Below are 24,494 nucleotides of genomic sequence, written 5' to 3'. Positions count from 1 at the left end.
AGATGCTTCGTCAGATATCCAGTGCGCTTTGGCTACCAATATGGCCCGCTTCTTGGCTGGCCTGTTCGATACCGAGCCAAGCACCTTGCAGTTCGTTGTAGGCACGCGCTTCCTCAGCCCAGCCCTGGCGTTCGCAAAGGGTGTAAAGGCGATAAGTCAGCGCAGTAATGCCGGCAGTTTTGTCAGGCATGCGTGCAAGCAGTTGACCGGCGGCGGTTTCACCGTCCTGATTCAGTGCACGAATCAGCTGGTGCAGGGCTTCCCACACAGGCACACGGTTGTCGCTTTCCGGCGACCAGTCACCCGGCATTTCCGCCCATTTGAGTAGGCGCAGATTGCCGCTAGCGCTATTCACGACACCGGCGTCCATTAGTCCATTAACGCTGGTGCCCTTGGCGCGGGCTAGCACATCTGCGTCACCATACTTGCCTTCGGCCCAGCCGTGCTGCTCAAACCAGGCGAGGCAGAACTGGGTGTCGTGGTCAAAGTCGTCTTCGCCGACAAAACGATTGATCAGTTGAAGCGCGCTACGCACGCTCATAGACGAGCCGTCAGCCTCCAGCACAGCGCTGTACTTACTGAACACCTCCATTCCGGGGCCAATAATCGCCTGAGACAAATCCACCGGGGCTACCGGCGAATTAATGCCGCCACGGGTCATGTCCAACAGTGCATCCGGCAGGGTGGCGTTGAGTTCGCGGATAAAGTCGCGGCGAGAGACGGTCGGTGCATCGGCAGCACGCGAGCGGCAGACCAGCACGATACTGGAGGCCAGGGCGTTGGTACCTTTACCGATTAAGCGCCCTGCGCCTTCAGTACGCATCGGCCAGGTACCAGTCAGAGTAAAGCCAGCCTTGAGTACGGCGGCTAGGAAGGTTTCCCAGCCGGTGCTGGAGGTACCGGCATCCCCCTTGGTTTCCGCCTGCTTGAAGGCGTAGTAAATAGTTACCGGAAAAGCCGGATGGGCCAGATCGGCAAGGTTGTGCATGGCAGCGGTCATGCCGTCGAGGAAGAAATTTTCGGCCTCCTTTTTGCCACCATGTCGGTACGGTGTAGCCACCAGTTCCTCGGCCTTCGGCACCGCTAGGGTGGCATACAAGCTAGGAAAGACTGGTCGTAGCATACGGCGCAGCCAGACATAGAAGAAATCCGACAGGTCTGCATAGCCGATATTGTCGTAGTACGGCGGATCGGTGGAAATCAGCTTCCCCTCGCTGATCTGTTGCGTCTGAGCATCCTGCTGATAGACATGCCCCTTGCCATCGTCAGGCAAGTCACGGACTGCCATAGCCCCTTTATCAATTGCAGTGGCAAAACTCCCACCAGCGTCGGCAAACGGGTTTGCTTCAGCAAAATCCCAAACCATTGGGATAGCTTGGCGGGCAAAAGTTTCACGGAACGCACCACGATCATTCATCCAAGAGGCGACGGTTGAGCCGATATTGCTGACCTTGCTAATCGCAAACGCCAGATATACCCCCACCGCCTGCGCATAAGCTGTGGCTCCCGTACCGCCCTGATCCAGCCCCAGCCCGTTATCGGCCATACCGGCTTCCAGCGCATCCTCGTGCACACGGGCGATGGCTTCCAATACCAGGTCGGAGAAGGTACTCAGCGCAACCAACTGGCGAGAGGTGAACAGATCACCGTAAGTTTTCAGCCCATAGGCTGGTGGCGAGAACCAGCGCGGATTAGCCGGCATTTCCACTTCCGGCTTCCACTCAGGCTGCGCTTGTCTTGCAATCGCTAACTGCTCGGCAGTTGGGGCCAGATAGACCCGACCGCGCGTACCTTCTGCAACAACTGCCATCAATCGTTCGCCCATACGCCCAGCTTTCGCTTCGCTGTAGATGTACTTCGGTTCAATAGGCGTATCGGACAAAAGACACTGGAAATTCGCCCCGCGTGACAGCTTGGTGCCATCCTTAGCCGCAGCCGGCGGCTCTCCCACCTTGACGGTAAAGCGATAGCTGTCGCCCTCGATCACCGGCTCGACATAGCTTTCCTTGCCTGCCTTGCTCGACAGGATAAAGGTCGAAGCCAGCGGCACCTCGGCATGGCTGAACGCCGGGTTGGGGCTTTTTACCGTTCGCGCCCACAGCCAAGCGATCACGGTGAGCTTTTCGCCCTGGTACTGCGCCAGATCGGGACGTTCGGCGACCATTTCAGGGGTTACTTCAATCTGCGGGTACAGATGCCCGATTCGCTTCTGAGCTTCTTCACGCATCCAAGCGCCATAGCGACGTACATCCTCGGCCAGCCCCTTAGCGCCCGACCAGTCCTCAAAGGCATCGCGGGTTGCGCGCTTTTTACTGCTCTTGTCAGCATCGATTTCAGGCCCAACCGGCGCACGACCAGCAAACTTGGGCGGAATCTCAATCATCGCCTTATTGATGGTCACCGCCACCGGATTAAGGTCGGAGGCGTAGCTTTCCAGCCCGAGGCGCTGGGCCTCCAGCGGCAGCGCTCCACCACCCGCGAAAGGATCATGGAAACCCGGCAGCTTTTCCGGGTTGAACAGCTCGGCAGCCTGAGGGTGGTTCTTGTTCAGCTCGCAGGTTTCCCGCCAGCTCTTCCAGATCTCCGCTCGGGCACGCTCCAGCACATCCTCGTTATTGGTGTTTTCCCACTGCACCAGGTCTTCGATGATCCTGAACAGCCGCTCACGTTCGGCAGTCGCCTTCTCCTTGTTCACCCCACGTCCCAGATGGCGCTCATAACCAGGGTCATTGACCATCTGGGCAAAAATCACTGCGCGCGCCGCCGCCAATGGCCGCCGCGCCCACCACAGATGCAGCGTGCTGGGGTGGCCGTGGCGGATGGACTTCTCCCGCGCGGCCGCGATGTTGATCTTGTCCAGCGGTAGGGCGACTTCGATGAGTTTCTTTGGGGTTTTGATTGGGTACATTGCAATACTCACGCCGCAAGCCGGCGAAGAATGTGACGAAAGGGTTTATCAGCCAGAAAGGCTGGCACGAGCGCCGGCTGGTTCTGCATGAGCTCGATGACGGTCTCGATCCATCGCTGACGCTCGCGCACCAAGGCAGCATTCTGCAGACCGAGCATGTCGCGGGTCTGTCGCACAGCATGCTTACGCTGGCGAATGAGATCAGGCATCGGCTCCAGTTGGCCGTCAGTGCTCAGGGAGAAATCGTCGTTACAGCCAGGCCCCGGCTGGATGGGCAGGAGCCCGGCTTTTTTCTTTTGCCCGCAGGTTTTTTCGTTGATGCAGCTTTGGGCGTAGTTGCTATATGTAAATGCCAGATGCGGATGCGCATTCGGGCCGCTTTTCGGTTTAATGTGATCCACTTGGCCAGACTGCGCAGCCAGCTCAGTTTCGCAATAGACGCAGAGCCCACCCTGATCAGCATTTAGGCTCGCTTTAACTTGACGCTTCACCGGCTGAAAGGCGGCGCTGTCAAAATCTGCCGGCACTGCAGCGCGGTTAGCCGCAACATAAGCCTGAAGAACCGCTGGGACGACTGGGTTATGCACCAACTCAATCATGCTTCTGCTTCCCTGCCTGCTCCGCCAAAAACGCCCAGAGCGCTGCCTGCGCCTGGGGAGTTTCATAACCTTCGGCATCCAGCTCGCTTTTCAGACGCCGCGCCTCTTCCTGATCGCCCTTGCCACTGCGTACCAACTGCTCGTATTCATGAGCCTTGGTTACTGTATCCAGCGGGGGTTTTGGGCTGACATCCATTACGTATGCCAATGCATCACCCGATTCTTGAGCCAATGGACTCAGCGGGGGCTTTTCCGAAAGCCAATCACCTTGGTCATTCCTTCGAACTACACGGATCTGTTCGCGGCTTACAGTGGTCAACACCTGCGGACTATGCGAGCTGACAATGAACTGGAAGCGTGGAAATGCCTGACGCAACGAGCCTATGACACGCTGCTGCCATGCCGGATGCAGGTGAAGATCAACCTCATCGATCAGCACAATGCCGGTGGTTTTCTGGGGCGCTAGTTCCTTGAATTGACCATTGAGTCGCGCGCAGCGAAAGGCTAGGTCGGCCGCCAGCGAAATCATTGCACGCACCCCATCACTCAACAAACTGAGGGGAAGTGCACCATGATCAGGGTGCGACATGGCCAAGTCTTCAAATACCAGGCTGTAGTGAAATCCGCTCCAGCCTTCTTCGGCCAGCACCTGATCTACAGCATTTCTAATGCCTTGAAGCCTTGGCTCAAGATTCGATAGTTCGTAGCCAGGCTGCTCGCGCTGCTGAACGACTGCATAAGTTGCTTTACGCATCCATTGCTGCAGCTGGGTGTAGTTGGACAGCGAAGAGAGACAATCTTCATAACCTGCGGTACGACTCTCAGTCAGTATCGCCCTACTGGACGTGTTCTTGTGACTGACCCAAAGTCGCCTTGAACTGTAGTAGGCAACAAGGGGCAACTCGACACCCGCATCATTTCGCAGTTGGCTCTGCAGATCTTTACCCCAACTAGCTAATAGCCAAGCTTCCTTGGTGGTCGTGCGGCTCTTAGCACTGAGCAGTGCCCTTTGCCACTGCATGGCCGGTGCGCGCATTTGCGCATCCACAACCACAGGAAATTTTTGCTCATTCTCGTAACCTGCACTGATGCGCACATAACGCGCATCGGTGCGCTCAATGTGCTTCGACTTGCCCATGTCAAACGCACCAACAAAGGGGCCAAAGGCAGCAGCGATGGCTTCAAGAATGGTGGTTTTACCTTGACCGTTGCGAGCGGCTATAACCGTTAGCTCTGGGTCGAAGTCGATTTCAAAATTGGAAAAGCGCCGATAGTTCTGTAAGCGCAGCTTCTCTAAATTCACAGGCTTTCCTCCGGCTTGATCGCTCGGGACAGCAGCTCAGCCAAGTCGTAGTTAACACTGGCAATGCCGAACTCCGGCTCGCTCTTGAATGGGTGCTTGATGTAGTAAGGGCCATCTGTCTGATCGCCATCCACCAGCACTATGGCGAGGATGTATTTCTCGCCCTGGTTGTAGCTGGAGAAGATCTCGTTCTTGGTCACGGTGACTGTGGTCGCGCCCTTTACACGCCCCTTGACCTCAATATGGCGGTCATCCTTGATGCTGCCATCCGCGGCAACCGGCGGACGTGCAGTGATGTCCCAGCCGCACTTCTCGGCGGAAACATCCTTCACTACATGTCCCAGAGCCTGTTCTGCTGCAATAACGGCATGCATAGCAGCCCACTCAACACGCGAACGCGCCTCCGCATCTGCACAGAATGCTGTATCGCCTTGGCGCTGGGCCAGCAATCCAGCAGGAATCACTAGGGCTCCCCCGATCACCACAGGGGTGGCAGAGCTGACCTGTTGCATGGCTTGCAGCTCACGGGTGCGCTGCTCCAATCGGGCAGTCAACTCCTCATAGCGGCGACGTGCATTTTCTGGCTGCATGCGCGGCTGCTTGCCTGCGGCCACGTCATCACTGAGTTTGAGGTAGCGATCTGACCAGTAGTTGATTTCCTTGACCAAGCGCTCATGTACAGCGGCCAGCACGCGCTCGGCCTGACGCTCAACGCGGGTTTTCACTTCGCTGAAGTGCTCGGGCACTAGTTGTTGCGAGGCATGCTGCAGTGCGAGATTTTCCAGGTTCTGTTGCAACCAGGAGGCGCTCAGCACGTCTTGCACCAGGGCAAGCTCCTCCTGTTTGATCGGCAACAGATCCAAGTGCGGCGCCCATCCCGCATTGCTGCTTTGGCCCTGCGGATCGATTTCCACGAACTGCAGACGGCGCGAGACGATTTTGGGCTGGTCAGCAGCACTCTCACGCACGCTGTGATCGAGCATGAACAGCACTTTGGGGATCAGACTGTCATCATTGGGATCAACCAGCACTGAGCCTTGTTTGAGCTTGCCGCGATGGGCACTGAGGGTGATATCGGTCAGCGCCTGCATCAGTGGATGGCCAGGGTGGATTAGGTCAGCCATAGGCTTGCCCGGCACCCTTACCTGCTGTTTCTCGAAACAGATACGCTCGTACTGCTTGAGCACAGGCGTACGGGTTTCACCGATTACGCGGTCACGCTCACGTAATGCGGCTGGCACATGGCGAATTTCATAGCGTGCTGGTTCGCGGTTGCGTAGCTCTCCACCAACGCTGGTGAAAGCTTCATTGAAGAAAGCGCGGATGAAATAGGGCTGCAGCTTGCGGGCTTCGGCCTTCTCCATTTCCTCTTTGACGGCATACAGCTGGTCGAGACTCATGTGTTGCTCAACCAGCGCGTTGCGACGGAGGATCTCACGCAGATGCTCGGTGTCCAACGCCCCATCGATGACCTGGCTCTGCCGCGCACGCACTTCCGGCGAGTCGCCGTAGCGAATGGCCTCGATCAGCAGATCCTTAAGCGATACGTTATCGAACGCCTCGCCGAGAATATCGAACACCTTGCCGCCCAAGGCCTGCTTTTCGATTTCCAGCTTCTCAAACAGTTTCTGGAACACCTCACCTTCGCGGGTCTCATTAGCAACGATGTTCCACAAATGGCAGACCTGATCTTGGCCAATACGGTGAATACGACCGAATCGCTGCTCCAGGCGGTTAGGGTTCCAGGGCAGGTCATAGTTCACCATCAGGTTGGCGTTCTGCAGGTTGACACCCTCTCCCGCAGCATCGGTGGCGATCAGCACCAGCACGCGCGGGTTGTGGCGAAACTCTTCCTGCACCTTGCGCCGCTCGTCACGATTGGTACCGCCATGGATGGTGACGATGGCATCCGGATCCCCCAGCATGTCGGCAATGCGCCTGACCAAGTAATCCAGGGTGGCGCGATGCTCAGTAAAGATGATCAGCTTGCGGCGACTTTCGCCGTTGTACATCTGCGGTGAGTCCTGCAGCAGGCAGGACAGCTCTTCCCACTTACGGTCACTGCCCGAGGCCACTAGGCGCTGCGCCTGTTGTTCTAGGCCCTGGAGCAGACAAATTTCAGTTTCCATCTCGGCGATGGTTTCAGCCGCACTGGCTTGATCTACCAGTTGGTCAGCGTATAGCTCGTACTCGTCCGCGCTGAGTTCGTCTTCCATGTCGTCGAGGTTGTCTGGCACCTCGATGCGTTTTTTTACCAGGTACTCGCCCAGCACGCTGGCAACACCACCCCCGCGCAGGTGCAGCTTCTCTTCCTCGACGCGGTTTTCCAGACGCTTGCGACGATTGCGCAAGGACTGATAGATCGCCTCAGGGCTGGAAGCCAGACGGCGCTGCAGTTGCGTGAGGGCAAAGCCGACGTTGTTCTTACGCTGACCATCGAGACGATCCGCCAGGTTCATCTGGTTGCGTACGTAGTCGGTTACGTCGTGGTAGAGCGCAGCCTCCAGGTCGGACAGCGAGTAATTAGCCGTATAGGCGCGCCGCTCAGGGAACAACTTGGTGCCGTCGAACTTCAGCAGCTCTTCCTTGACCATGCGCCGCATCAGATCGGATACGTCGACCTTGTGGGCACCCTCACGGAATTTGCCGTAGAAGCGGTCGCCATCGAGCAGCGACAGCCAGATCTGGAAGTCTTCTTCTTTACCGTTGTGCGGGGTCGCCGTCATCAGCAGGAAGTGACGGGTGATCGAGCCAAGCAGCTCGCCCAGCTCGAAGCGTTTTGTCTTGTTGACCTTGTTGCCGAAGTAGTTGGCCGACAGCTTGTGGGCTTCGTCGACGATGATCAGATCCCAGTCGGTATTCTTGAGCTTGAGCTGATAGTCCTCGTTGCGCGACAGCTGGTCGAGACGGCAGATCAGCAGGTTTTGCTCTTCGAAGTAATTGCCGGTTGCGCACTGCTCCTGCTTCTCACGGCTGAACACTTCGAACTTGATGCCGAATTTCTCCAGCAGCTCATCCTGCCACTGCTCAGTCAGTGAGCCGGGAGATACCACGAGGATGCGTCGAGCATCCGCACGCATCAGCAACTCGCGGATCAGCAGGCCAGCCATGATGGTCTTGCCTGCGCCGGGGTCATCAGCCAGCACAAAGCGCAGCGGCTGGCGCGGCAACATGGACTCGTAGACGGCGGATATCTGGTGCGGGAGCGGATCGACGTTGGAGGTGTGAACCGCCATCATCGGATCGAACAGGTGAGCCAACTGGATGCGCCAGGCCTCCAGAGCCAGCTTAAAGTCGCTGCCTGGTGCATCGAAAGCCCACGCTTTGCCACCCTGAGCAAGTTCAAGACGCGACTCATCGCTACGAAACAGCATCTGATCGCCGTAGCCGCCCGCACTTTTCTGGTAGACGACGCTGATTGCCGAGTCACCGACCTTGTCGACGCTTACGATCTTCACCACCTCGTCGCCATGCAGGCCACGAATCTGGGCGTCTTTTGTGATGTCTTCCAGCTTGACCATTAAAGCTTCCGAGTATTCGTTAAATTGTTGAGTGTACTTGGATAATACCCTTATCGACACTCGATTGAGCTTGGCAATTGAGGGCAAAACGAATGCTTCAGATGCAACCAAACTCTTACTTACTACCCGGTGCGCAGTCCTTAGAGATGGACGCCTGAGCCTTCTCCACATAACCAGCGAAAATCAGGCTTATGCGCATTGCCGCTCTGTAGCTCTGACGCATAGGAAACATGAGGATGCTCAATCAATTCGCTGAATTCTGTAGCAACTCAAAGCACACACTCATCGGCTTGCTTCCACTGTGGCGCTGGTACCTGACCAATCCAAAGTACTTGAAGGGTGCAGCCTTGCCATTTTCCAGCTTGTTATCACGCACAAAGAGATGCACTGCGATGCCCATTGACTCGTGATTGATGATCTCCTTACCACGCTTGCTTTCCGGAGCTGTCTGGTTCTGTGTTTGCCAGTGGAAATGTCGTTCATCAATCCAATGGTCCTGGTAGCGCAGGTCTTCGGCCTTCCCCTGCTTGTTCAGCGTCACCAACAGCACATGGGCATTACGCTCCGGGATCACCACATGCCCACTGTTCCAACTGCCGGCATTGAACTCGACGCCAAACAGCGCAGGGATTTCCTCGCGCATAAACCGTTGGCCAACCTGCATCTCAAAGGGGTCGATAACGGCTTTGAGTCGGGCGAAGGTGCGGAACTGCTCTTGCAGTTCATCGCTAACCAGGATGTCGGCATAGTCAGGGTTATGGGCACGCAAACAGTATTGGCCGCTAGAGCCCTTGATGACCTTACGTAGCAGGTACTGGTTATCACCGGTTTCATCTTGACGCTCGATGGCCATGACCTCGCCAGTGATATTGCCGGCGGTTTCGCTACTGATGACTTCCAGCAGCAGGTAATCCCCATCCCTAATTGGTTGCTTGCCGCCGTTCATGGAATTCCCGGAAGCGCGAGCGAGGAAGTGGCGAGCGGGGTCCAGATTGCCGTAAGCCCTGCCAAGCGACCGGTATTCCTCGTAATCGGCACGGCTGGTACGGAAGTGACCGCAGGCTATTTTCAGGCTAGGGAAATAGGCCAACTCCACCTGTTCCGGGCGGCTCGGAAAGGGCTGCACAGCGGCGCTCGGCAAGCTTGCGCGAGCCGCATAGGTGGTCAGGCGGTAGTCCACCAGCTCTTGCACCAGCTCGCTCAGCTGTGCGATCCCCGCCTCATTGACCGCAACATTGCCAATAAACAGCCCCTCTTCCACGCTGAAATAGCGACTACCGCTCCAGGCGCTGATTGGGTTCTTTTTCCAATAGGCCGGCCAATCGCCTGGCGCCTGGCTCATGCCTTGATAGTCGTCGGGTAGATCGCCGAGCAACGAGCGACGGCGCTGCAACACCTGCCAAGACCGTTCGGCCAGTCGATCTAGGCTGACCGCCTCGCGCCAGCCATTCAACTCCAGAAACGCTTCCAGTAGGACCATCTTGTAGCTCTTGGTCATGGCGGTGGTTTCCAGCTCGCGCAAGAAGTCGCCGTTCCTCTCGATGATCGTGCGCTGCGCGTCAGGCAGCTCACTCTCTTCGGCTGCCACCAGAGCGAACCAATGCCTAAACTGACGGCGCATGTCCTGCAGGCTGGCCCCTGAACGATAGAACTCCGTCACACTTGGCCGTCGGCCCAAGGTGTCGCGCAGGCTGCGGTAGTCGGTTTGCACGCTGTCGCTGTCCAGCGACTTTAGGAAGTCGATAAAGCGCAGGTCATAATTGACGAAGCAGCCTTCCGGTAAATACAACCGACCCCGCTCCGCACTTCGGGCGAACTCAGCCAGTTGGCGGCGGTTCATGCCCTGGTTCATCAACGCCATTGGCTTGTGCAGGAAGCTGTGGTGATTGGCAACGAAATCCAGCACTACCAGTTTGTCCTTGCCCTCGGCCCTGCGCAGACCGCGTCCGAGTTGTTGCAGAAACAGGATTTTCGATTCAGTGGGACGAAGCATCATCACTGTATCGATCACCGGCAGGTCGACGCCTTCGTTGAACAGATCAACGGAGAAAAGCACCTGCAATGCACCAACGCGCAACTGTTCCAGCGCCTCGCCCCGCGACAACTGCGAATCAGCATAAACCGCCGCCGCACGGATGCCTTCTTTGCGGAAATGCTCAGCCATGTAATCGGCATGACGTGTAGAGACGCAGAAAGCCAAGGTGCGGGTTTGCGCATTCAGACGCCATTGACTCAGCGCATGACGAGCTCGACCGAGGGTGGCTAGCTTGTTAGCCAACAGCTCGGGATCGAAGCGGCCGTTGCGCCATGGAATGCCCTGATAATCAACGTCGCCATCGAAAATTCCGTAGTAGTGGAACGGTACGAGGAGCTTTTCGCTTACACCGCTAAACAGATCGCTTTCGTACACCAGGTTGTCATCGCACAAAGCGAGGATATTGGCGTTGTCGGTGCGGTCCGGGGTGGCGGTCAGACCGAGCATGAACGCGGGCGCAAAATACTGCAGCAGACGGTGATAGGTTGGAGCAGAGGCATGGTGAAATTCGTCGACCACGATGTAATCGAAGTGCTGAGGCTTGAAGCGCTCCAGATGCTCGACCTTGCCGAGCGTTTGTACAGACGCACAGAGGACGTCGACCTGACTGTCGCGCTGCTGGCCACGATAGAAGCCGACTCGCGCCGAAGGCTGAATCCGCGTAAAGGTCGCCGCTGCCTGATTGAGGATTTCCTCGCGGTGGGCAACGAACAACACGCGACGCGCGCCCATTTGCTTCACATCGAAGGCGGCCAGCCAGGTTTTACCCAGACCTGTGGCTAGCACCACCAGTCCACGCAGATAGCCTTGTTCACGGGTTACGCGCAGCGCCTGTAGGGCCTCCTGCTGGACCTTGCTCGGACTTGGCGGCGGCTCACTTTCCGTACTGCCTGCTTCAGATGACTGCACAGGCTTGATACGACGTCGCTCGTACTCATCGATCCAAGCGTCAGTCAACGTCGTGCAGCGAGGGTGTTCAAACAACTGATCGAAACGCCCGCAGGCCTCCAGATAACCATCATCCCCCGGATAGTTAATTCGATAGTTCCATTCCAACCCCTGCTGCAGCGCCTGCCGACTGATATTGCTTGAGCCGATAAAGGCACGCCCCCAATCTTGCCCACTGAACAGGTAGGCCTTGAGATGGAAACTGCTGCCACTGCTCTGGAAGACTCGAACCTGGGCACCCTGCTCGGCCAACAGCATGAGCAGCCGCAAAGCTTCTGGGTCAGTCACGTCCAGATAATCGCTGGTGAGGATGCGCACCTGCGCATTCTCATTACGCTGCAGGGACTCCAGCAGATCAGGTAGCAACAGGCGCAGGCCAGTGGTCTTGATGAAAGCCACCGCCATTTTGATCGTATGCGCCTGATGAATCGCCGCGCAAAGGTGTGGCAGGAAGGGATTATCATCACCGCCGGTAACAAGCTTGCTAGCGGCCTTGTACAAGAGCACATTCAACCATTGCTCATCCCTACCTGGACGCTGGTCAGAGGTAAGCCAATAGGTCCTGCGACTCAGACCGGGCAACTCACGAGTCCAATCATCTATTCGCGTTTCGTCCGCATCGGTGAAGTGCCTACCATGGTGAAGGCGTTCACCATCTCCAAGTTTGAAACTGCAATACAAGACACCGCCCGCTTTCAACGCACGCCACAGGCATGCAAAGGCATCCCGCAACTGGCGCTGAGGCACATGCAGCAAGCTAGCGCAGGCCCAGATGCCATCATAGAGTTCAATATCATCAAGCTCGTCGAAGCGCTTTACCGGAACAATAAAGCCCAGCAGTTGGCTCGCATGATTGGCTAGTTGTTCACTTGCATCGAAGGCGCTCACCTGGTGTCCCATTCTCTGGAACGCCAGCGCATCACGACCTGAACCACAGCCAGCATCGAGGATATGCGCACATACAGGCAGCTCAGCTAGAAACGGCTCGTAAAGGCTGCGCATATCGACGTGAAGAGTGTCATCAACGAACTGAAGTGCGTTCTGGTTGTAGTAGGCATCTGTACTGCTCACTGCCGAACTCCCAACAATCCGGAAAGAGTGACGCAAAGCTGAACTGCTGAGGGTGCGTTACTAAGGACAGCCTGCTCCAACTCACTCATGCACAACACTCCACAGCCGCCCGCAGCAACGCGGGCCAGCCCAATTCAAACCAGGGTGGCAAAGTAACAACGGAAACCGGAGGGAAGCTGGACGCCACACGGCGAATGCCGATGCGCATATGCAGAGCCATCCCTGGGATACCGCGACCTGCATTTGCGATGTTCGTCACCTTATCCACTGACAAGGCCAGGGTAAAGTCGGGGCCCGTTTTTTTGCCGGGGCGGTCAGCTTGTGCCGACATTCAATGCCGCGCCAGGCTGATGCGCTCGCGGCGCGCCACTACGCTGCCTTCTTCCAAGCGGATATGCACACCAGGAATGCTCAGGCGGTGGCCGGTAGGCATGTAGCCGGCTGCATCTTCAAAAGGATGAAGATTGACCGACTCCATAAACTGCTCGATGCCCTCATACCAAGCCAGAGCCACTAGCCCGGCGCCTTCAACTGCTGATGGAAAACACTTGCGCATACGCTCCAGCTCACCCATGCAGGCTATAACACCTTCCTGACGCACTACATAGCAGGGTGCGAGCAATTCGAGTCCTTCGCCATCTGACGTCAGCTCGGCACAGACTGCGATCATTACTGACTTATTCATCCCACATTCCATCGTTATCCAGATCCCTATCAATGCCGTCGGCCGACTCATCCCAAAGCCCGTCGTTGTCCAAGTCACGGTCTATACCGCCGGCGTCATGGTCCCAACTGCCGTCATTGTCGATATCTCGGTCAATGCCACCGGCACCATAATCCCAAGTCGCATCATTATCCAAATCGCGGTCGATGCCGCCGCGGTCGTAATCCCACGCGCCATCGTTGTCGACATCCCGGTCGAAGCCGCCTCTGCCGTAATCCCAGACGCCATCGTTATCCAGATCTCGATCCTGAGCCTGAGCACTGACCAGCAAGAACACCGCCAATCCGGCTGCCAGCCATTGCAGGGCATCACAATGTTTTCTTCGACTCATGGCCTTGCTCCCTTCTGCATCAGGACCCGGGATAGCGTTCCCATATGCGCTCGTCCTCATTAGCGCCCGAGCTGTATTCTCCACAATAAGTACGCGGCACCCACTCGATGTCATGCGCCAGTTGCTCGATCACCTCGCGCAACTCAAGAGACTCCAGCCAGCGCGCAGGAATGGCATCAGGCCCCAGCTGGATACCCAGCAGGTTACCGGCAATCAGACCCGTGCTGTCGCTGTCGCCGGTGTGATTGACCGCCCAGCAGATGCCTTCCTCCAGGCTGCTTGCCATCAGGGCACACCAAAGGCCAATGCCCAAGGCTTCTTCGGCCACCCAGCCACCGCCCATCACGGCAATCCCTTCGGGCGTAGGCGCGATACCGGCCTCACACTGGCGCAGGGCGTACTCGACCATCTCGCGGGTTTCCGCCATGCCCGGTTTCTGGCCATGTTCGGCCAGGCTCTGGCGGATGGCGTCTTTCAGGTCGCAACCCTGCTCGTAGATGCGCTGCAGAATGTCGGCAAACAGGCCCGCTGCCAGATAGCCACTGGGATGGGCATGGGTCAGGCGTGCGTTTTCGACCGCCCACTCGAAGGCTTGCGGGAAGAACGCATGGGGTGCCACACGCATGACGCCACCGCAGCCTTTGCTGTCATTGCTAGCCTTGTCGCCAAACGCCTGGCTGGCACCCAGCGCACTCATGCAGGTCATGCCCGGGGCGCGCTGCGCCCACAGGTCTTTCACACCGATTAGCCAGCCATCCTGCGTGACCTCAGCCTTTGGTTTGCCGCCCTGGGTGATGTACCAGCGCAGCAGCGCATGATGAATAACCGAGGGCGGATGGCAGATACCACGTGAATTGTGCCGAACCCAGGCCCGCAACAGGCCTTCGGCAGTGAACAACATCATCTGGGTGTCGTCGGTGACGGCGCCCAGCTTGCCGAATGCGGGGGCAAAATCCCGAATGCCCCACTCACCGAACTTCTGCCGGATGCTCGGCCAATCCATGAACTCCACCGCTGCGCCCAAAGCATCGCCAGCCGCACCGGCCAGCAGGCAACCGCGAATTCGATCCAGTTGATTCATCTTCACGCCCCTCCAATCAGGAACCGCACATCCAACTTGTGTACTGGACTAGCTACAGCCCCCGGACTAAATGACATCGGCCTGCTTGTCTCTGGCTATCAAGATATGTAGTGTTGAGCGACGTATCTACGGTGTTTGCCTGTACAGGTAAAGTTTTCGAGCAGATGGAGAGGCTATGAAGCGTAAGCAGGAAATCGAGTCCGTGCGTTGGGATCTGGCGCTGCGCTACCGTTTGATTGAGACGGTAGCCTGGTGGGAAGGCCGCCTGACCACAAATCACCTGATGCAGAGCTTCGGTATCAGCCGCCAGCAAGCGTCGAAGGACATCAATTCCTACATCACCGACTACGCGCCGAAGAACCTGGAATACGACAAGCATTTGAAGGGGTATGTGCCGAGCCGCCACTTCAAACCGCTGTTTATCGATGACAGCGCCAGTGCCTACCTGCACCTGCTCAACCAGAATCACGACCGCGCACCGTATGTTGAGGGGCTGGCATTGGCCTATGCGCACACTGAGGTGCTGGATGTACCGGATCGCTCAGTGCGCCCGGAAGTGCTGCGCCCGCTGCTCAAGGCCTGCCGCGATGGGCTGCGACTGGAGTGCGAGTATGTGTCCTTCACGACGCCGGACGGCGAAACCCGCCTGATCGCGCCGCATACGCTGATCTACACCGGTATGCGCTGGCATGTGCGCGCCTATTGCGAGAAGAATCGAGATTACCGGGACTTTGTGCTCAGCCGCTTTCGTGGTGAGCCCGAGTTAATGGACGACGAAACCGAAAACACCCGTGAGCAGGATCCGGGCTGGAACAGTCAGGTGCAGGTCATCATTGAACCGGATTCTCGCCTTAAGCCGGAGCAGCGCGCGATTATCGAAGCCGACTACGGCATGCGTGACGGACAACTGGTGATCGAGACCCGAGGTGCTCTTGTGCAGTACGTGCTGCAGCGCTACCAGATCGACCCGGCCAAGGTGCATGCCAAAGCCACCGCACAGCAGATCGTCGTCGCCAACCTCGATGAACTGCATCCCTGGCTATACCACTGAACGCGGAGTTCCCATGGCTACTCAGCCTCAACTGTACACCCTGCATATCCAGCTGGAGCCGCTGCATTTCAATCCTCCGATCTGGCGGCGGATACAGGTGACCGGCGACTGCACGCTACGCAAGCTGCATCATTTTATCCAAGCTGCGTTTGGCTGGAGCAGCGTCCATCTACATGAGTTCAGTGACGGGCTTAATCGCTACATGCCGCTGGACGCTGATTTTGCAGACATGTTCGAAGACGCCCTGGACGATCGCAAGGTCAAACTGAAGCGAGTCCTGAAGAACACAGACCGACTGCGCTACCTCTATGACTTCGGTGATAGCTGGCAGCATGTGATCGCAGTGGAGGCCAGCGAGCCCTGTGATTTCAGCGGAACCTGGTGCGAAGTGCTAGACGGCGCCCGCGCCTGCCCACCTGAAGATGTGGGGGGAGTTCCGGGCTATCAGCACTTCCTGCAGATTACCCAACAGGCAGACAGTGACGAAGGCCGCAGTGCACTTGAATGGGCAGGCGGCAGCTTCGATGCAGAGCTGTTTGATCGCCGAGCGGCTAATGCAGCAGTTCAACGGATCTGCAACAACTTCTGGGGCTAGCCGACTAGCCCAGTAAGCTGCCAACCCTCTCGAAGCAAAGTTTCAGTCATTCAGAGCGCCGGCTTTCAGCAAGAATGGCCTCACACCCTGAATTTAGACGGATCCGGATCATGAAATTGGACGGAACGTTATCATGCAGATAGTCGGCAGTTAGCCATACTCATCCTTGGATTCAGCCGTGCTCAATCAGATGGCATGGCAGCCGTAGGTGAGCCGCGCTGGCATGGTATCCATGTCAAGAACGCCGCCGCTCACTTCTCATTGCGTGGGGTATAGGCAGAACCTCTGATAGTTGATCGCCCAGGCGTCAAAGCGGACAATCCTGTACAAGAATACAGTAATCACTACCATGTCCGCCCCACTACCGCCCGAGCTCTACTACCTCAGCAATTTCCGCACCGCACTCGCTTGGGTGGCTGAGCGCTATGCCGACTTGCTGTCGGATGAAGAGCGCGCCTTTCTCGACGCTTTCGACACTCTGGCCTGGCCATCACAAGCCTTGCTGGTGCGCATGATCATGCGCAAAGGCTGTCACTTCCGCCTGAGCAAGCTCGTCTATCCGGAAATCGGCGACTGCTTGACGGCAGCCGGTCCACTGCTTGAACAGGGCTGGGTCACCGAGCAGGCGCTGCTGACAGTTGATGAGATTGCCGAGCTGCTGCGCAAGGATGAGGTGCTGACTCATCTGCCGCTCACTGACCGCCGCGCCACGCAGAAAAAGGCCGAGCTGCTCGAACAACTGCGCAGCACGGAGCTCCCCGTCCAGACCTTCCGGGACTGGTGTCCTGGGCTGGATGATCAGTTGCTGAGCTTGATGGTGGGCGATTTGTGCGACCGTCTGCGCCTGATGTTCTTTGGCAATCTGGCCCAGGACTGGTCCGAGTTCGTGCTGGCGGATCTGGGTATCTACCGCTACGAATCGGTGGACATAAGTCCGGAGTCACGGGGTTTTCAGTGCCGTCAGGATCTTGAGGATTACCTCTACCTGCGCCAGTTGCGCGTCAGCGTTGAACAGGGTGCGGATCTGGCGGACATCATGCCGCCGTTATTGGCGTTCAGATCAAGCAACCCCTACCTGTGCAGTCGCCAGTCGCGCCTGCTGTTTCAGATCGCTCAGCAACTGGAGAAGAGCTGCGAGTTGGAGCAGGCCCTGCTGCTCTATCAGGAAAGCAATCATGGCGAAGCCCGCTGGCGGCAGATTCGCGTGCTGGAACAGCTGGGACGGGATAGCGAGGCCCATGATCAGGCGCAGGCCTTTAGCCAGGACCCGGGCAGTGATGAAGAAAGTCAGCGCCTGGAACGGGCCCTCACCCGCCTGCGGCGCAAGCTCGGCCTGTCGACGATGAAGCGCGCCAAGGCAGTGGGCGAAAGCCGTATCGACCTGGTGTTGCCGATGCCGGCACATGGCTGTGTGGAAATCGCCGTACGTGATCATCTGCAGCAGGATGATGCTCCGGTGCATTACGTGGAAAACACCCTTATTTGCAGCCTGTTCGGTTTGCTGTGTTGGGAAGCGATCTTCGCGCCGCTGCCGGGGGCGTTTTTTCACCCGTTCCACAGCGGTCCGGTGGACCTGCACAGCCAGGACTTTTATGCGCGTCGCCAACCTCTTTTCGAGCGCTGCCTGCAGCAGCTAGAGCAACCCGGTTACGGGCAATTGATCAAGGATCGCTATCAGGAGAAGCTCGGCCTGCAGTCGCCCTTCGTGTTCTGGGGCATGCTTGATGAAGCGCTGCTGGACCTGGCGCTGCAGTGCATTCCCGCTGCACATCTGCATGCCTGCTTTACCCGCCTGTTGCGTGACCTGAAAGCCAACCGCGCCGGCATGCCGGATCTGATCCAGTTTTATCCGCAGGAACAGCGCTACCGGATGATTGAGGTAAAAGGCCCTGGTGACCGCCTGCAGGACAACCAGAAGCGTTGGCTGGCGTTTGCCGCCGAGCAGGGCATTCCGGTCGAGGTCTGTTACGTGAGCTGGGACGTGGCATGACCTACGCCGTAGCGGTGCGTGCCCTCTGCGAGTTCACTGCCAAGGAAGGTGATCTCGACCTGCGTTTCACGCCCTCACCCACCGCTCAGGAAGGTATCGCAGGTCACCAGACCGTGGTGGGCCGGCGTGGTTCTGACTACCTTGCCGAACTGCCACTCAGCGGAAGCTACCCCGGACTCTTCGTCAGTGGTCGCGCTGATGGCTATGACCCGGAGCGCAATCGTCTCGAAGAAATCAAAACCCACCGGGGCGATATCAGCCGCATCCCGGCTAACCACCGAGCCCTGCACTGGGCGCAGGTGAAGGTCTACGGCTGGCTGCTCTGCCAGCAGTTGGATCTGCAGGAAGTGGAGCTGGCCGTCGTTTACTTCAACGTGCTAACCCACACCGAGAATGCCTTCATCGAAGTGATGAGTGCCGCCGACCTGCAGCAGTTTTTCGAGCGGCAGTGTCAGCGCTTTCTGGTCTGGGCAGAGCAGGAAGAAGCCCACCGCAAAATACGCGATGCCTACCTGGATACGCTGCGTTTCCCCTACCCCGATTTTCGCCGTGGGCAACGTCAGTTGGCCGAAGCGGTGTATCGCAGCGCCCGTGATGGCCATACCCTGATGGCGCAAGCCACAACGGGTATCGGCAAGACGCTGGGCACCCTCTTCCCTCAGCTCAAAGCCATGCCGGGCCAGCAGTTGGATCGGCTGTTTTTTCTCACGGCCAAGACCCCCGGTCGGCGCCTGGCGCTAGACGCCCTGCACAGCCTGCGCGAAGGAAACGCTGCCACGCCCCTGCGGGTGTTGGAACATGTGGCCCGCGACAAGACCTGTGAGCATCCCGACAAGAGCTGCCACGGCGAGTCCTGTCCGCTGGCCAAGGGTTTCTACAACCGCTTACCTGAAGCCCGTGAGGCAGCGCTACGGCAGAGTTGGCTGACTCAGGAACAGGTGCGCACCGTTGCCCTCGCTCATCAGGTCTGCCCTTACTACCTGAGCCAGGAGCTGTGCCGCTGGGTCGATGTGGTGGTCTGCGATTACAACTACTACTTCGACATGGGCGCCCTGCTATACGGCCTCGCTCAGGTCAACGAGTGGCGCGTGGCCGTACTGGTCGACGAAGCCCACAACCTGGTCGAGCGCGCGCGCGGCATGTACACCGCCGAGCTCGATCAAGAAGAGTTTCATGAGCTATGCCGCATCGCACCCTCAGGCCTGCGCAGCGTGCTGCAGCGCGTCAGTCGACACTGGGAGCAGCTCAACCAGGTGCAGCAGGTGGACTATCAGATCCACCCTGTCGTGCCGGACCTACTGGTGGCAGCGCTGCAGCGCGCCGTCAGCGCTATCACCGATCACCTGACCGACTACCCCAGCGGCCAAGATCCCCTGCTACTTCAGTTCTACCTCAACGCCATGCTGTTCTGCCGGCTGAGCGAGGCCTATGGGCCGCACTCGCTGTTTGACGTCACCCGCCAGGACACTCAGGCGATTGGCGATCACACCACGCTGTGTCTACGAAACATCGTGCCAGCACCCTTTCTCGCCAGCCGCTTCAGCGACGCCCACACCACCACCCTGTTTTCCGCGACGCTGCGCCCGGCCCGGTACTACCAGGATCTGCTAGGGTTGCCCGAAGAAACCCAATGGATTGATGTGGAGTCGCCCTTCTCGGCCGATCAGCTGGCCGTACGCGTGGTGCGCAACCTGTCGACCCGCTACCAGCATCGCGAATCCAGCCTCATGCCGATCTGCCGGCTCATGGCTGAACAGTATCGAAGCACACCCGGCAACTACCTGGCCTTCTTCAGCAGCTATGCCTACCTGGAGCAGGTACGCGAACTGTTCATGACGCTGAATCCGGACATTCCAAACAGCGTACAGACCCGCAGCATGAATGAAAGTGAGCGCCAAGCCTTTCTCGATGGCTTTACGATCCACTCCGAGGGCATCGGCTTTGCCGTGCTCGGTGGTGCTTTCGGCGAAGGGATCGACCTGCCCGGCAAGCGCCTGATCGGCGCCTTTATTGCCACCTTGGGCCTACCCCAGGTCAACGAGGTCAACGAAGAAGTCAAAGCGCGGATGCAGCAGATGTTCGGTGAGGTGAATGGCTATGACTACGCCTATCTCTATCCGGGCCTGCAGAAGGTGGTGCAGGCGGCTGGCCGGGTGATCCGCACGGTCAATGACCAGGGCGTGGTGTATCTGCTGGATGATCGTTTCGGCCAGGCCAAAATCAGGGACCTGCTACCCACGTGGTGGAAGGTCGAACCCTACCGTCTGTGAGCCCTGGCGACACAAGCCAGAGCAAATCGATCAGACTGCACGGCCACCATAAGCCAGCCTTGCCAACCCGACCATCAGCAGCCCTGTGGCCAGCAGGGTCAAATACTCACTCATCGAACTCAGCATGATCATCATGGTGAACGCTCCTCGGTTGTGATGTGTCGACCATAGGCCGGATCGCCAGGTGAGGCGACACGTAAACTTTTCACCCGTAAACATTTAGCGCACATGCCTAGCGGCACAGACGGACGCGCCTTGAAGGATTCCAACATTGCCTGATACTGTACATAAATACAGTTAACGGCAATTTCCCATGAGCAACACCCAGATCCTTGGTGCACTCCAAGCCAGCAGCACACGCTTACCCTGCTTTGACGCACACATTCCAGCCGGCTTTCCCAGCCCGGCGCTGGACCACATGGAACACAAGCTCTCGCTCGATGCGCTGCTGGATTTGCAAACACCGCACACCTACGTGGTGTCCGTTAGCGGTGACAGCATGGCAGGGGCCGGCATCTTCGACGGTGACCATCTGATCGTCAGCCGCGCTATCACAGCAAGGCCGGGGCATGTGGTGGTTGCCTGCCTTAACGGCGATGTCTTGGTAAAGCGCCTGGCCCAGGAACAGGGCCAGTTCATCCTGCGCTCGGAGAACCCGGCCTACTCTCCGCGCTATATCCTGGAAAACGATGAGCTGACGATCTGGGGCGTCGTCACTCACAGCCTGCGGAACCACCTCACCCATGGCTGAACCGGTTTACGCACTAGTCGACTGCAACAGCTTCTACGCCAGTTGCGAGCGCGTGTTCCGCCCTGACCTGCTGCGAACGCCCATTGTGGTGTTGAGCAACAACGACGGCTGCGTAATTGCTCGCTCTGCCGATGCTAAGCCGTTCGTGAAAATGGGCGCCCTGTTCCACGAGATCAGAGGCGACCTCAAGCGCCACGGCGTCGTCGCCTTCAGCAGCAACTACGCCCTCTATGGCGACATGAGCGAGCGTGTGATGACGATCCTGGAGAGCTGCTTTCCAAGCATCGAGGTCTACAGCATCGATGAGGCCTTTGCCGATATGACTGGACTCCCTGAACCTCTGGCGTCGATAGGCCGCCAGGTACAGGCAGAAGTCAGACAGAAGACCGGCATCCCTGTTGGCATTGGTATCGCCACGACCAAGACACTGGCCAAGCTCGCCAATAACGCCGCCAAGCGCTGGCAGAAGCAGACCGGAGGCGTCGTAGATATTCGTGACCCCGTGCGTCGTGACAAGCTGCTCAAGGCCATGCCCGTAGAAGAAGTCTGGGGCGTCGGCCCCCGCATGCGTGCGCATCTGGAAGGCATGCAAATCAAAACCGCTTGGGACTTGGCACAGATGGATGCCTGGACACTGCGCAAGCGATTCAATGTCGTGATCGAGAAAACTGTGCGCGAACTGCGCGGTGTGGCGTGCCTGGAGATCGAGAACGAGATCGAACCCAAGCAGGAGATATGCTCAAGCAGATCATTCGGCAAGCGCCTGCGAGAGTTAGCGCCTATCCAAGAGGCCGTCACCAGCTATGCGACGCGCGCTGCTGAAAAGCTCCGTAAGCAGGAGTCGCTCTGCAGGCAGGTGCGTGTGAGTTTACGCACCGGGATGTTCAATCCAGCTGAAGCGAAATATGCCAATGGCGTCCTCTGCCAACTGCCCTATCCAACCGATGACAGCAGGCTGATCATCAAGGCCGTCCAGGCTGGATTGCAGCGGGTCTACAGAGAGGGATTCAGCTACGCCAAGGCTCAGGTGATGCTGTTGGATCTGTGTCGCAAGAATGAGTACACCCCGGATCTGTTCGCCCCCGAGCAGCCCGTGAAAACCGAGCGACTGATGAGCACTCTGGACGCGATCAACAACCGCTGGGGTCGCGGTACACTCCAGCCAGGACGAATTGCCAAGCCAGTCGAGTGGGCAATGCGCAGAGAATTACTCTCTCCGGCATACACCACTCGCTGGTCTGAGTTAATGGTCGCAAAAGCTAAGTAGCCTTCGCATTCACTTATCCGCGACGAGCACGGTTCAGAGTCCCCTTACGCAGACAGCGCGCCCCTGCAGGCTTCAAGCGCAGGTGCTGATCATCCTTGACTAGGTATTTCATGGCGTAGTGCGTATGTGGCCGTCTCGACTGATCCTCCCGCTGGATAAGGCCGATTCCACGCCTATCGCCATATCCCTCCTTGTCGTGGTTGCAGCTATGGGCATAGCCCTGACGACGAGTGATCTCCTCCCATAGCTCACTGATCTCAATCGCCTTCCAGACATCCCGGCATACCTGGTTGCCATTGAAGAAGTAGGCCGCATGGATGTGGTAGCCCCTCCCGTCATTGCGATCTCCGTGCTCCACTGAGTACGTGTAGCCAATCAGGTGCTCGAAAGTCCGGTGACGGCTGTGTTTGTCGATCAGATCATCCAGGTGATCAAAGACCTGCTCGACTCTTAGTCTGGCTTGAGCTTCAGGACGGTAATACAGGTCCAGTCTGATGACCGTAGTGCGGGAGTAAAGACTCATCACAGCATCCGTGTACGCGATGATCTCGGTCGATTGCTGCTTGGCCAGCTCTCGGCGATCCCCAGGCCTACGCCGATACCGTTGCTGGCGGGTCAACTCACGAATCCGTTCGGTGAGGACGTTCATGCTCTGCTCATGACTGAGCAAGTACGTCCCCATCTCGCTCATGCAGACAGGACCATTGGGTGAGCGCTGAAGGCCAATGTCGTCACAGGCTTCCCTGAACGCTAACAGGTGCTCGCTGAAGTCGTATGGCACTCGGTCATCGAACAGGTTGTACATCTGCTGGACGTTGGCGAAGTACCGGGAGAGTCTGGTCTGCTCGACCTGCTCATAGCCTGACCGTTTGTACGTGATACGGAATGCAGGTGTATCGCTGTGCTCGATAGCTTGGACGAGCGATTCGATCTGCAGGGCTATATCGGACTGGGAGAGGTGGGTGTTGTGCTTGCGGTTGTTCATAGCTGAGTACCTGGTTGGTTGTTGGTGCATACCAGGTACGTGGTCTGTTTCTTTTTACTGGTCGTCTTTCCCTCTGGTGAAGTCAGTGATGATGGGTAGTGATGGGTACTATCGATTAGTAAGAACTGGTAGTTAATAGCTATATCAATAGATGCAGCCCTGACCAGAGCCGAACCTCCCGAGCAGGCCGGGCAATGGGGAGCAACATTTCAAGCCTGTCGAGAGATTTGCCGCATTGAGCTTTGGGAGAGTTAGCTGAGAGCAAAGCCCTCCCAGAAACGGGGCGGCATAAGCGCCATGACCAGCCGAAGCCGGTCATGGCGGAAAGTTTACTTGGCGACGCTCAAATGGTTGCTTGGACGTGTGGCGGATCCCTCAGCCATATCCCGCTCCTCGATTCTTGCCAGGATCCAATCATCGACCTCTGACTGGATCCATCCCACGCCTCGGGTACTCGGCATATCCATGCCGGCAGGAGCTAAGTTAACCGGTTTCGGGAAGATTCCATCAGCGATGTATTTGTAGATGGTTGACCTGGCAAGGCCGGTTGTGTCGATTACTTCTTTCAATCGCATGATACGCATGAGCGGGCTCTCCTCTATGGCTCAGAGGATGTGCAAGGGTTTTAAAAAAGAACCGACCCAAAGCCAGCCCTTTAGGCAAACACGCCCGAGGCAGCCATCCATTGCGGGAAAGTAATCATGGCGGCCTGGCACAGGCGGCAGCCGACAAATCCGAAGCTAAGCCAACCGCAATAGGCAAATCCAATACAGGGGCAGATCACTTGCCCCCCCCCTGTGAACAGTGAAAGTCCCGCTCGGGCGCCACACATAGCCTCAAGGCACGTGAAGCCTCCGGGGGCCCCTCCCTAACCAGCAAGAACAAACTGACTGAGCACCACGTCATTGCTAGCAGCAGCCGACTGAAAATCACCCAGCAGCTGAATGCTTGTCGGGCAAAGCGCAGCGCTCACCTTTGTGCTACTAGCATTTACATGCCTGCAGCCACGCTGAAGCCTTGTAAATTGTGGTGTAGGCAAGAATTCCCGCCGCGTCAGGATAGTT

Annotated in this window: 17 protein-coding genes; 6 read left to right on the top strand and 11 right to left on the bottom strand. The window is 57.7% G+C overall.

Annotation, left to right across the window (positions count from 1 at the left end):
- Positions 1-10: 10 nt before the first annotated feature.
- The 8 genes from CFY91_RS13755 to CFY91_RS13720 all read right to left on the bottom strand — a co-directional run bounded on the left by CFY91_RS13755 (position 11) and on the right by CFY91_RS13720 (position 14,521).
- Positions 11-2,908: a DUF1156 domain-containing protein gene (locus CFY91_RS13755; RefSeq protein ID WP_093986950.1), complete on the bottom strand. Its 2,898-nt coding sequence runs from the start codon at positions 2,906-2,908 to the stop codon at positions 11-13.
- A gap of 8 nt (positions 2,909-2,916) precedes the next feature.
- Positions 2,917-3,507 (bottom strand): retron system putative HNH endonuclease, encoded by a 591-nt coding sequence (locus CFY91_RS13750; protein ID WP_165765330.1) that lies wholly within the window; start codon positions 3,505-3,507, stop codon positions 2,917-2,919.
- A complete protein-coding gene (locus CFY91_RS13745) occupies positions 3,500-4,810 on the bottom strand; it encodes an AAA family ATPase (RefSeq protein ID WP_093986948.1) in 1,311 nt (436 codons plus the stop codon). The genes CFY91_RS13750 and CFY91_RS13745 overlap by 8 nt, the downstream gene beginning before the upstream one ends.
- On the bottom strand, positions 4,807-8,331 hold the full coding sequence (locus tag CFY91_RS13740; RefSeq protein WP_093986947.1) for a helicase-related protein: 3,525 nt from the start codon (positions 8,329-8,331) through the stop codon (positions 4,807-4,809). Before CFY91_RS13740 ends, CFY91_RS13745 begins: the two co-directional genes overlap by 4 nt.
- 244 nt (positions 8,332-8,575) lie before the next feature.
- Complete coding sequence (locus tag CFY91_RS13735) at positions 8,576-12,385, bottom strand: DUF3427 domain-containing protein (protein WP_093986946.1); 3,810 nt, start codon at positions 12,383-12,385, stop codon at positions 8,576-8,578.
- Positions 12,386-12,716: 331 nt separating this feature from the next.
- Positions 12,717-13,070, bottom strand: coding sequence for a hypothetical protein (locus tag CFY91_RS13730; protein ID WP_133063691.1), 354 nt, complete (start codon positions 13,068-13,070; stop codon positions 12,717-12,719).
- A complete protein-coding gene (locus CFY91_RS13725; RefSeq protein ID WP_229727210.1) occupies positions 13,063-13,440 on the bottom strand; it encodes a hypothetical protein in 378 nt (125 codons plus the stop codon). Before CFY91_RS13725 ends, CFY91_RS13730 begins: the two co-directional genes overlap by 8 nt.
- Positions 13,441-13,459: 19 nt before the next feature.
- Complete coding sequence (locus CFY91_RS13720) at positions 13,460-14,521, bottom strand: ADP-ribosylglycohydrolase family protein (RefSeq protein WP_093986944.1); 1,062 nt, start codon at positions 14,519-14,521, stop codon at positions 13,460-13,462.
- Between the two features lie 175 nt (positions 14,522-14,696).
- Between CFY91_RS13720 and CFY91_RS13715 the strand changes: the two genes are divergently transcribed.
- The 6 genes from CFY91_RS13715 to umuC all read left to right on the top strand — a co-directional run bounded on the left by CFY91_RS13715 (position 14,697) and on the right by umuC (position 22,445).
- On the top strand, positions 14,697-15,572 hold the full coding sequence (locus CFY91_RS13715) for a WYL domain-containing protein (protein ID WP_093986943.1): 876 nt from the start codon (positions 14,697-14,699) through the stop codon (positions 15,570-15,572).
- Between the two features lie 13 nt (positions 15,573-15,585).
- Positions 15,586-16,167, top strand: coding sequence for a plasmid pRiA4b ORF-3 family protein (locus CFY91_RS13710; protein ID WP_033982999.1), 582 nt, complete (start codon positions 15,586-15,588; stop codon positions 16,165-16,167).
- Between the two features lie 349 nt (positions 16,168-16,516).
- On the top strand, positions 16,517-18,157 hold the full coding sequence (locus tag CFY91_RS13705; protein WP_093986942.1) for a VRR-NUC domain-containing protein: 1,641 nt from the start codon (positions 16,517-16,519) through the stop codon (positions 18,155-18,157).
- Positions 18,154-20,427 carry an ATP-dependent DNA helicase gene (locus CFY91_RS13700; RefSeq protein ID WP_093986941.1) on the top strand — a complete coding sequence of 758 codons (2,274 nt, stop codon included), beginning with the start codon at positions 18,154-18,156 and terminating at the stop codon, positions 20,425-20,427. The genes CFY91_RS13705 and CFY91_RS13700 overlap by 4 nt, the downstream gene beginning before the upstream one ends.
- Positions 20,428-20,740: 313 nt before the next feature.
- Positions 20,741-21,178 (top strand): LexA family protein, encoded by a 438-nt coding sequence (locus tag CFY91_RS13695; RefSeq protein WP_133063690.1) that lies wholly within the window; start codon positions 20,741-20,743, stop codon positions 21,176-21,178.
- Positions 21,171-22,445 carry a translesion error-prone DNA polymerase V subunit UmuC gene (gene umuC / locus CFY91_RS13690; RefSeq protein WP_093986940.1) on the top strand — a complete coding sequence of 425 codons (1,275 nt, stop codon included), beginning with the start codon at positions 21,171-21,173 and terminating at the stop codon, positions 22,443-22,445. The genes CFY91_RS13695 and umuC overlap by 8 nt, the downstream gene beginning before the upstream one ends.
- Positions 22,446-22,458: 13 nt before the next feature.
- Here umuC and CFY91_RS13685 read toward each other — a convergent pair whose 3' ends face one another.
- The 3 genes from CFY91_RS13685 to CFY91_RS16115 form a co-directional block, all read right to left on the bottom strand.
- Positions 22,459-23,430 carry an inovirus-type Gp2 protein gene (locus tag CFY91_RS13685; protein WP_093986939.1) on the bottom strand — a complete coding sequence of 324 codons (972 nt, stop codon included), beginning with the start codon at positions 23,428-23,430 and terminating at the stop codon, positions 22,459-22,461.
- Between the two features lie 329 nt (positions 23,431-23,759).
- Positions 23,760-24,014 (bottom strand): helix-turn-helix transcriptional regulator, encoded by a 255-nt coding sequence (locus CFY91_RS13680; protein ID WP_023464843.1) that lies wholly within the window; start codon positions 24,012-24,014, stop codon positions 23,760-23,762.
- Positions 24,015-24,298: 284 nt separating this feature from the next.
- Positions 24,299-24,494 (bottom strand): hypothetical protein (locus tag CFY91_RS16115; protein WP_207759396.1); only part of this gene is annotated, 196 nt, incomplete at its 5' end.

The organism is Pseudomonas fluvialis (genome assembly GCF_002234375.1).
GTDB lineage: Bacteria > Pseudomonadota > Gammaproteobacteria > Pseudomonadales > Pseudomonadaceae > Aquipseudomonas > Aquipseudomonas fluvialis.
This window is presented reverse-complemented; position numbering and strand designations above follow the sequence as displayed.

Bases quoted from the DNA above. Each gene is read 5' to 3' on its own strand.
- CFY91_RS13755 (WP_093986950.1), bottom strand. From the start codon at position 2,908: ATGTACCCAATCAAAACCCCAAAGAAACTCATCGAAGTCGCCCTACCG.
- CFY91_RS13750 (WP_165765330.1), bottom strand. From the start codon at position 3,507: ATGATTGAGTTGGTGCATAACCCAGTCGTCCCAGCGGTTCTTCAGGCT.
- CFY91_RS13740 (WP_093986947.1), bottom strand. From the start codon at position 8,331: ATGGTCAAGCTGGAAGACATCACAAAAGACGCCCAGATTCGTGGCCTG.
- CFY91_RS13730 (WP_133063691.1), bottom strand. From the start codon at position 13,070: ATGAATAAGTCAGTAATGATCGCAGTCTGTGCCGAGCTGACGTCAGAT.
- CFY91_RS13725 (WP_229727210.1), bottom strand. From the start codon at position 13,440: ATGAGTCGAAGAAAACATTGTGATGCCCTGCAATGGCTGGCAGCCGGA.
- CFY91_RS13720 (WP_093986944.1), bottom strand. From the start codon at position 14,521: ATGAATCAACTGGATCGAATTCGCGGTTGCCTGCTGGCCGGTGCGGCT.
- CFY91_RS13715 (WP_093986943.1), top strand. From the start codon at position 14,697: ATGAAGCGTAAGCAGGAAATCGAGTCCGTGCGTTGGGATCTGGCGCTG.
- CFY91_RS13710 (WP_033982999.1), top strand. From the start codon at position 15,586: ATGGCTACTCAGCCTCAACTGTACACCCTGCATATCCAGCTGGAGCCG.
- CFY91_RS13705 (WP_093986942.1), top strand. From the start codon at position 16,517: ATGTCCGCCCCACTACCGCCCGAGCTCTACTACCTCAGCAATTTCCGC.
- CFY91_RS13700 (WP_093986941.1), top strand. From the start codon at position 18,154: ATGACCTACGCCGTAGCGGTGCGTGCCCTCTGCGAGTTCACTGCCAAG.
- CFY91_RS13695 (WP_133063690.1), top strand. From the start codon at position 20,741: ATGAGCAACACCCAGATCCTTGGTGCACTCCAAGCCAGCAGCACACGC.
- umuC (WP_093986940.1), top strand. From the start codon at position 21,171: ATGGCTGAACCGGTTTACGCACTAGTCGACTGCAACAGCTTCTACGCC.
- CFY91_RS13685 (WP_093986939.1), bottom strand. From the start codon at position 23,430: ATGAACAACCGCAAGCACAACACCCACCTCTCCCAGTCCGATATAGCC.
- CFY91_RS13680 (WP_023464843.1), bottom strand. From the start codon at position 24,014: ATGCGTATCATGCGATTGAAAGAAGTAATCGACACAACCGGCCTTGCC.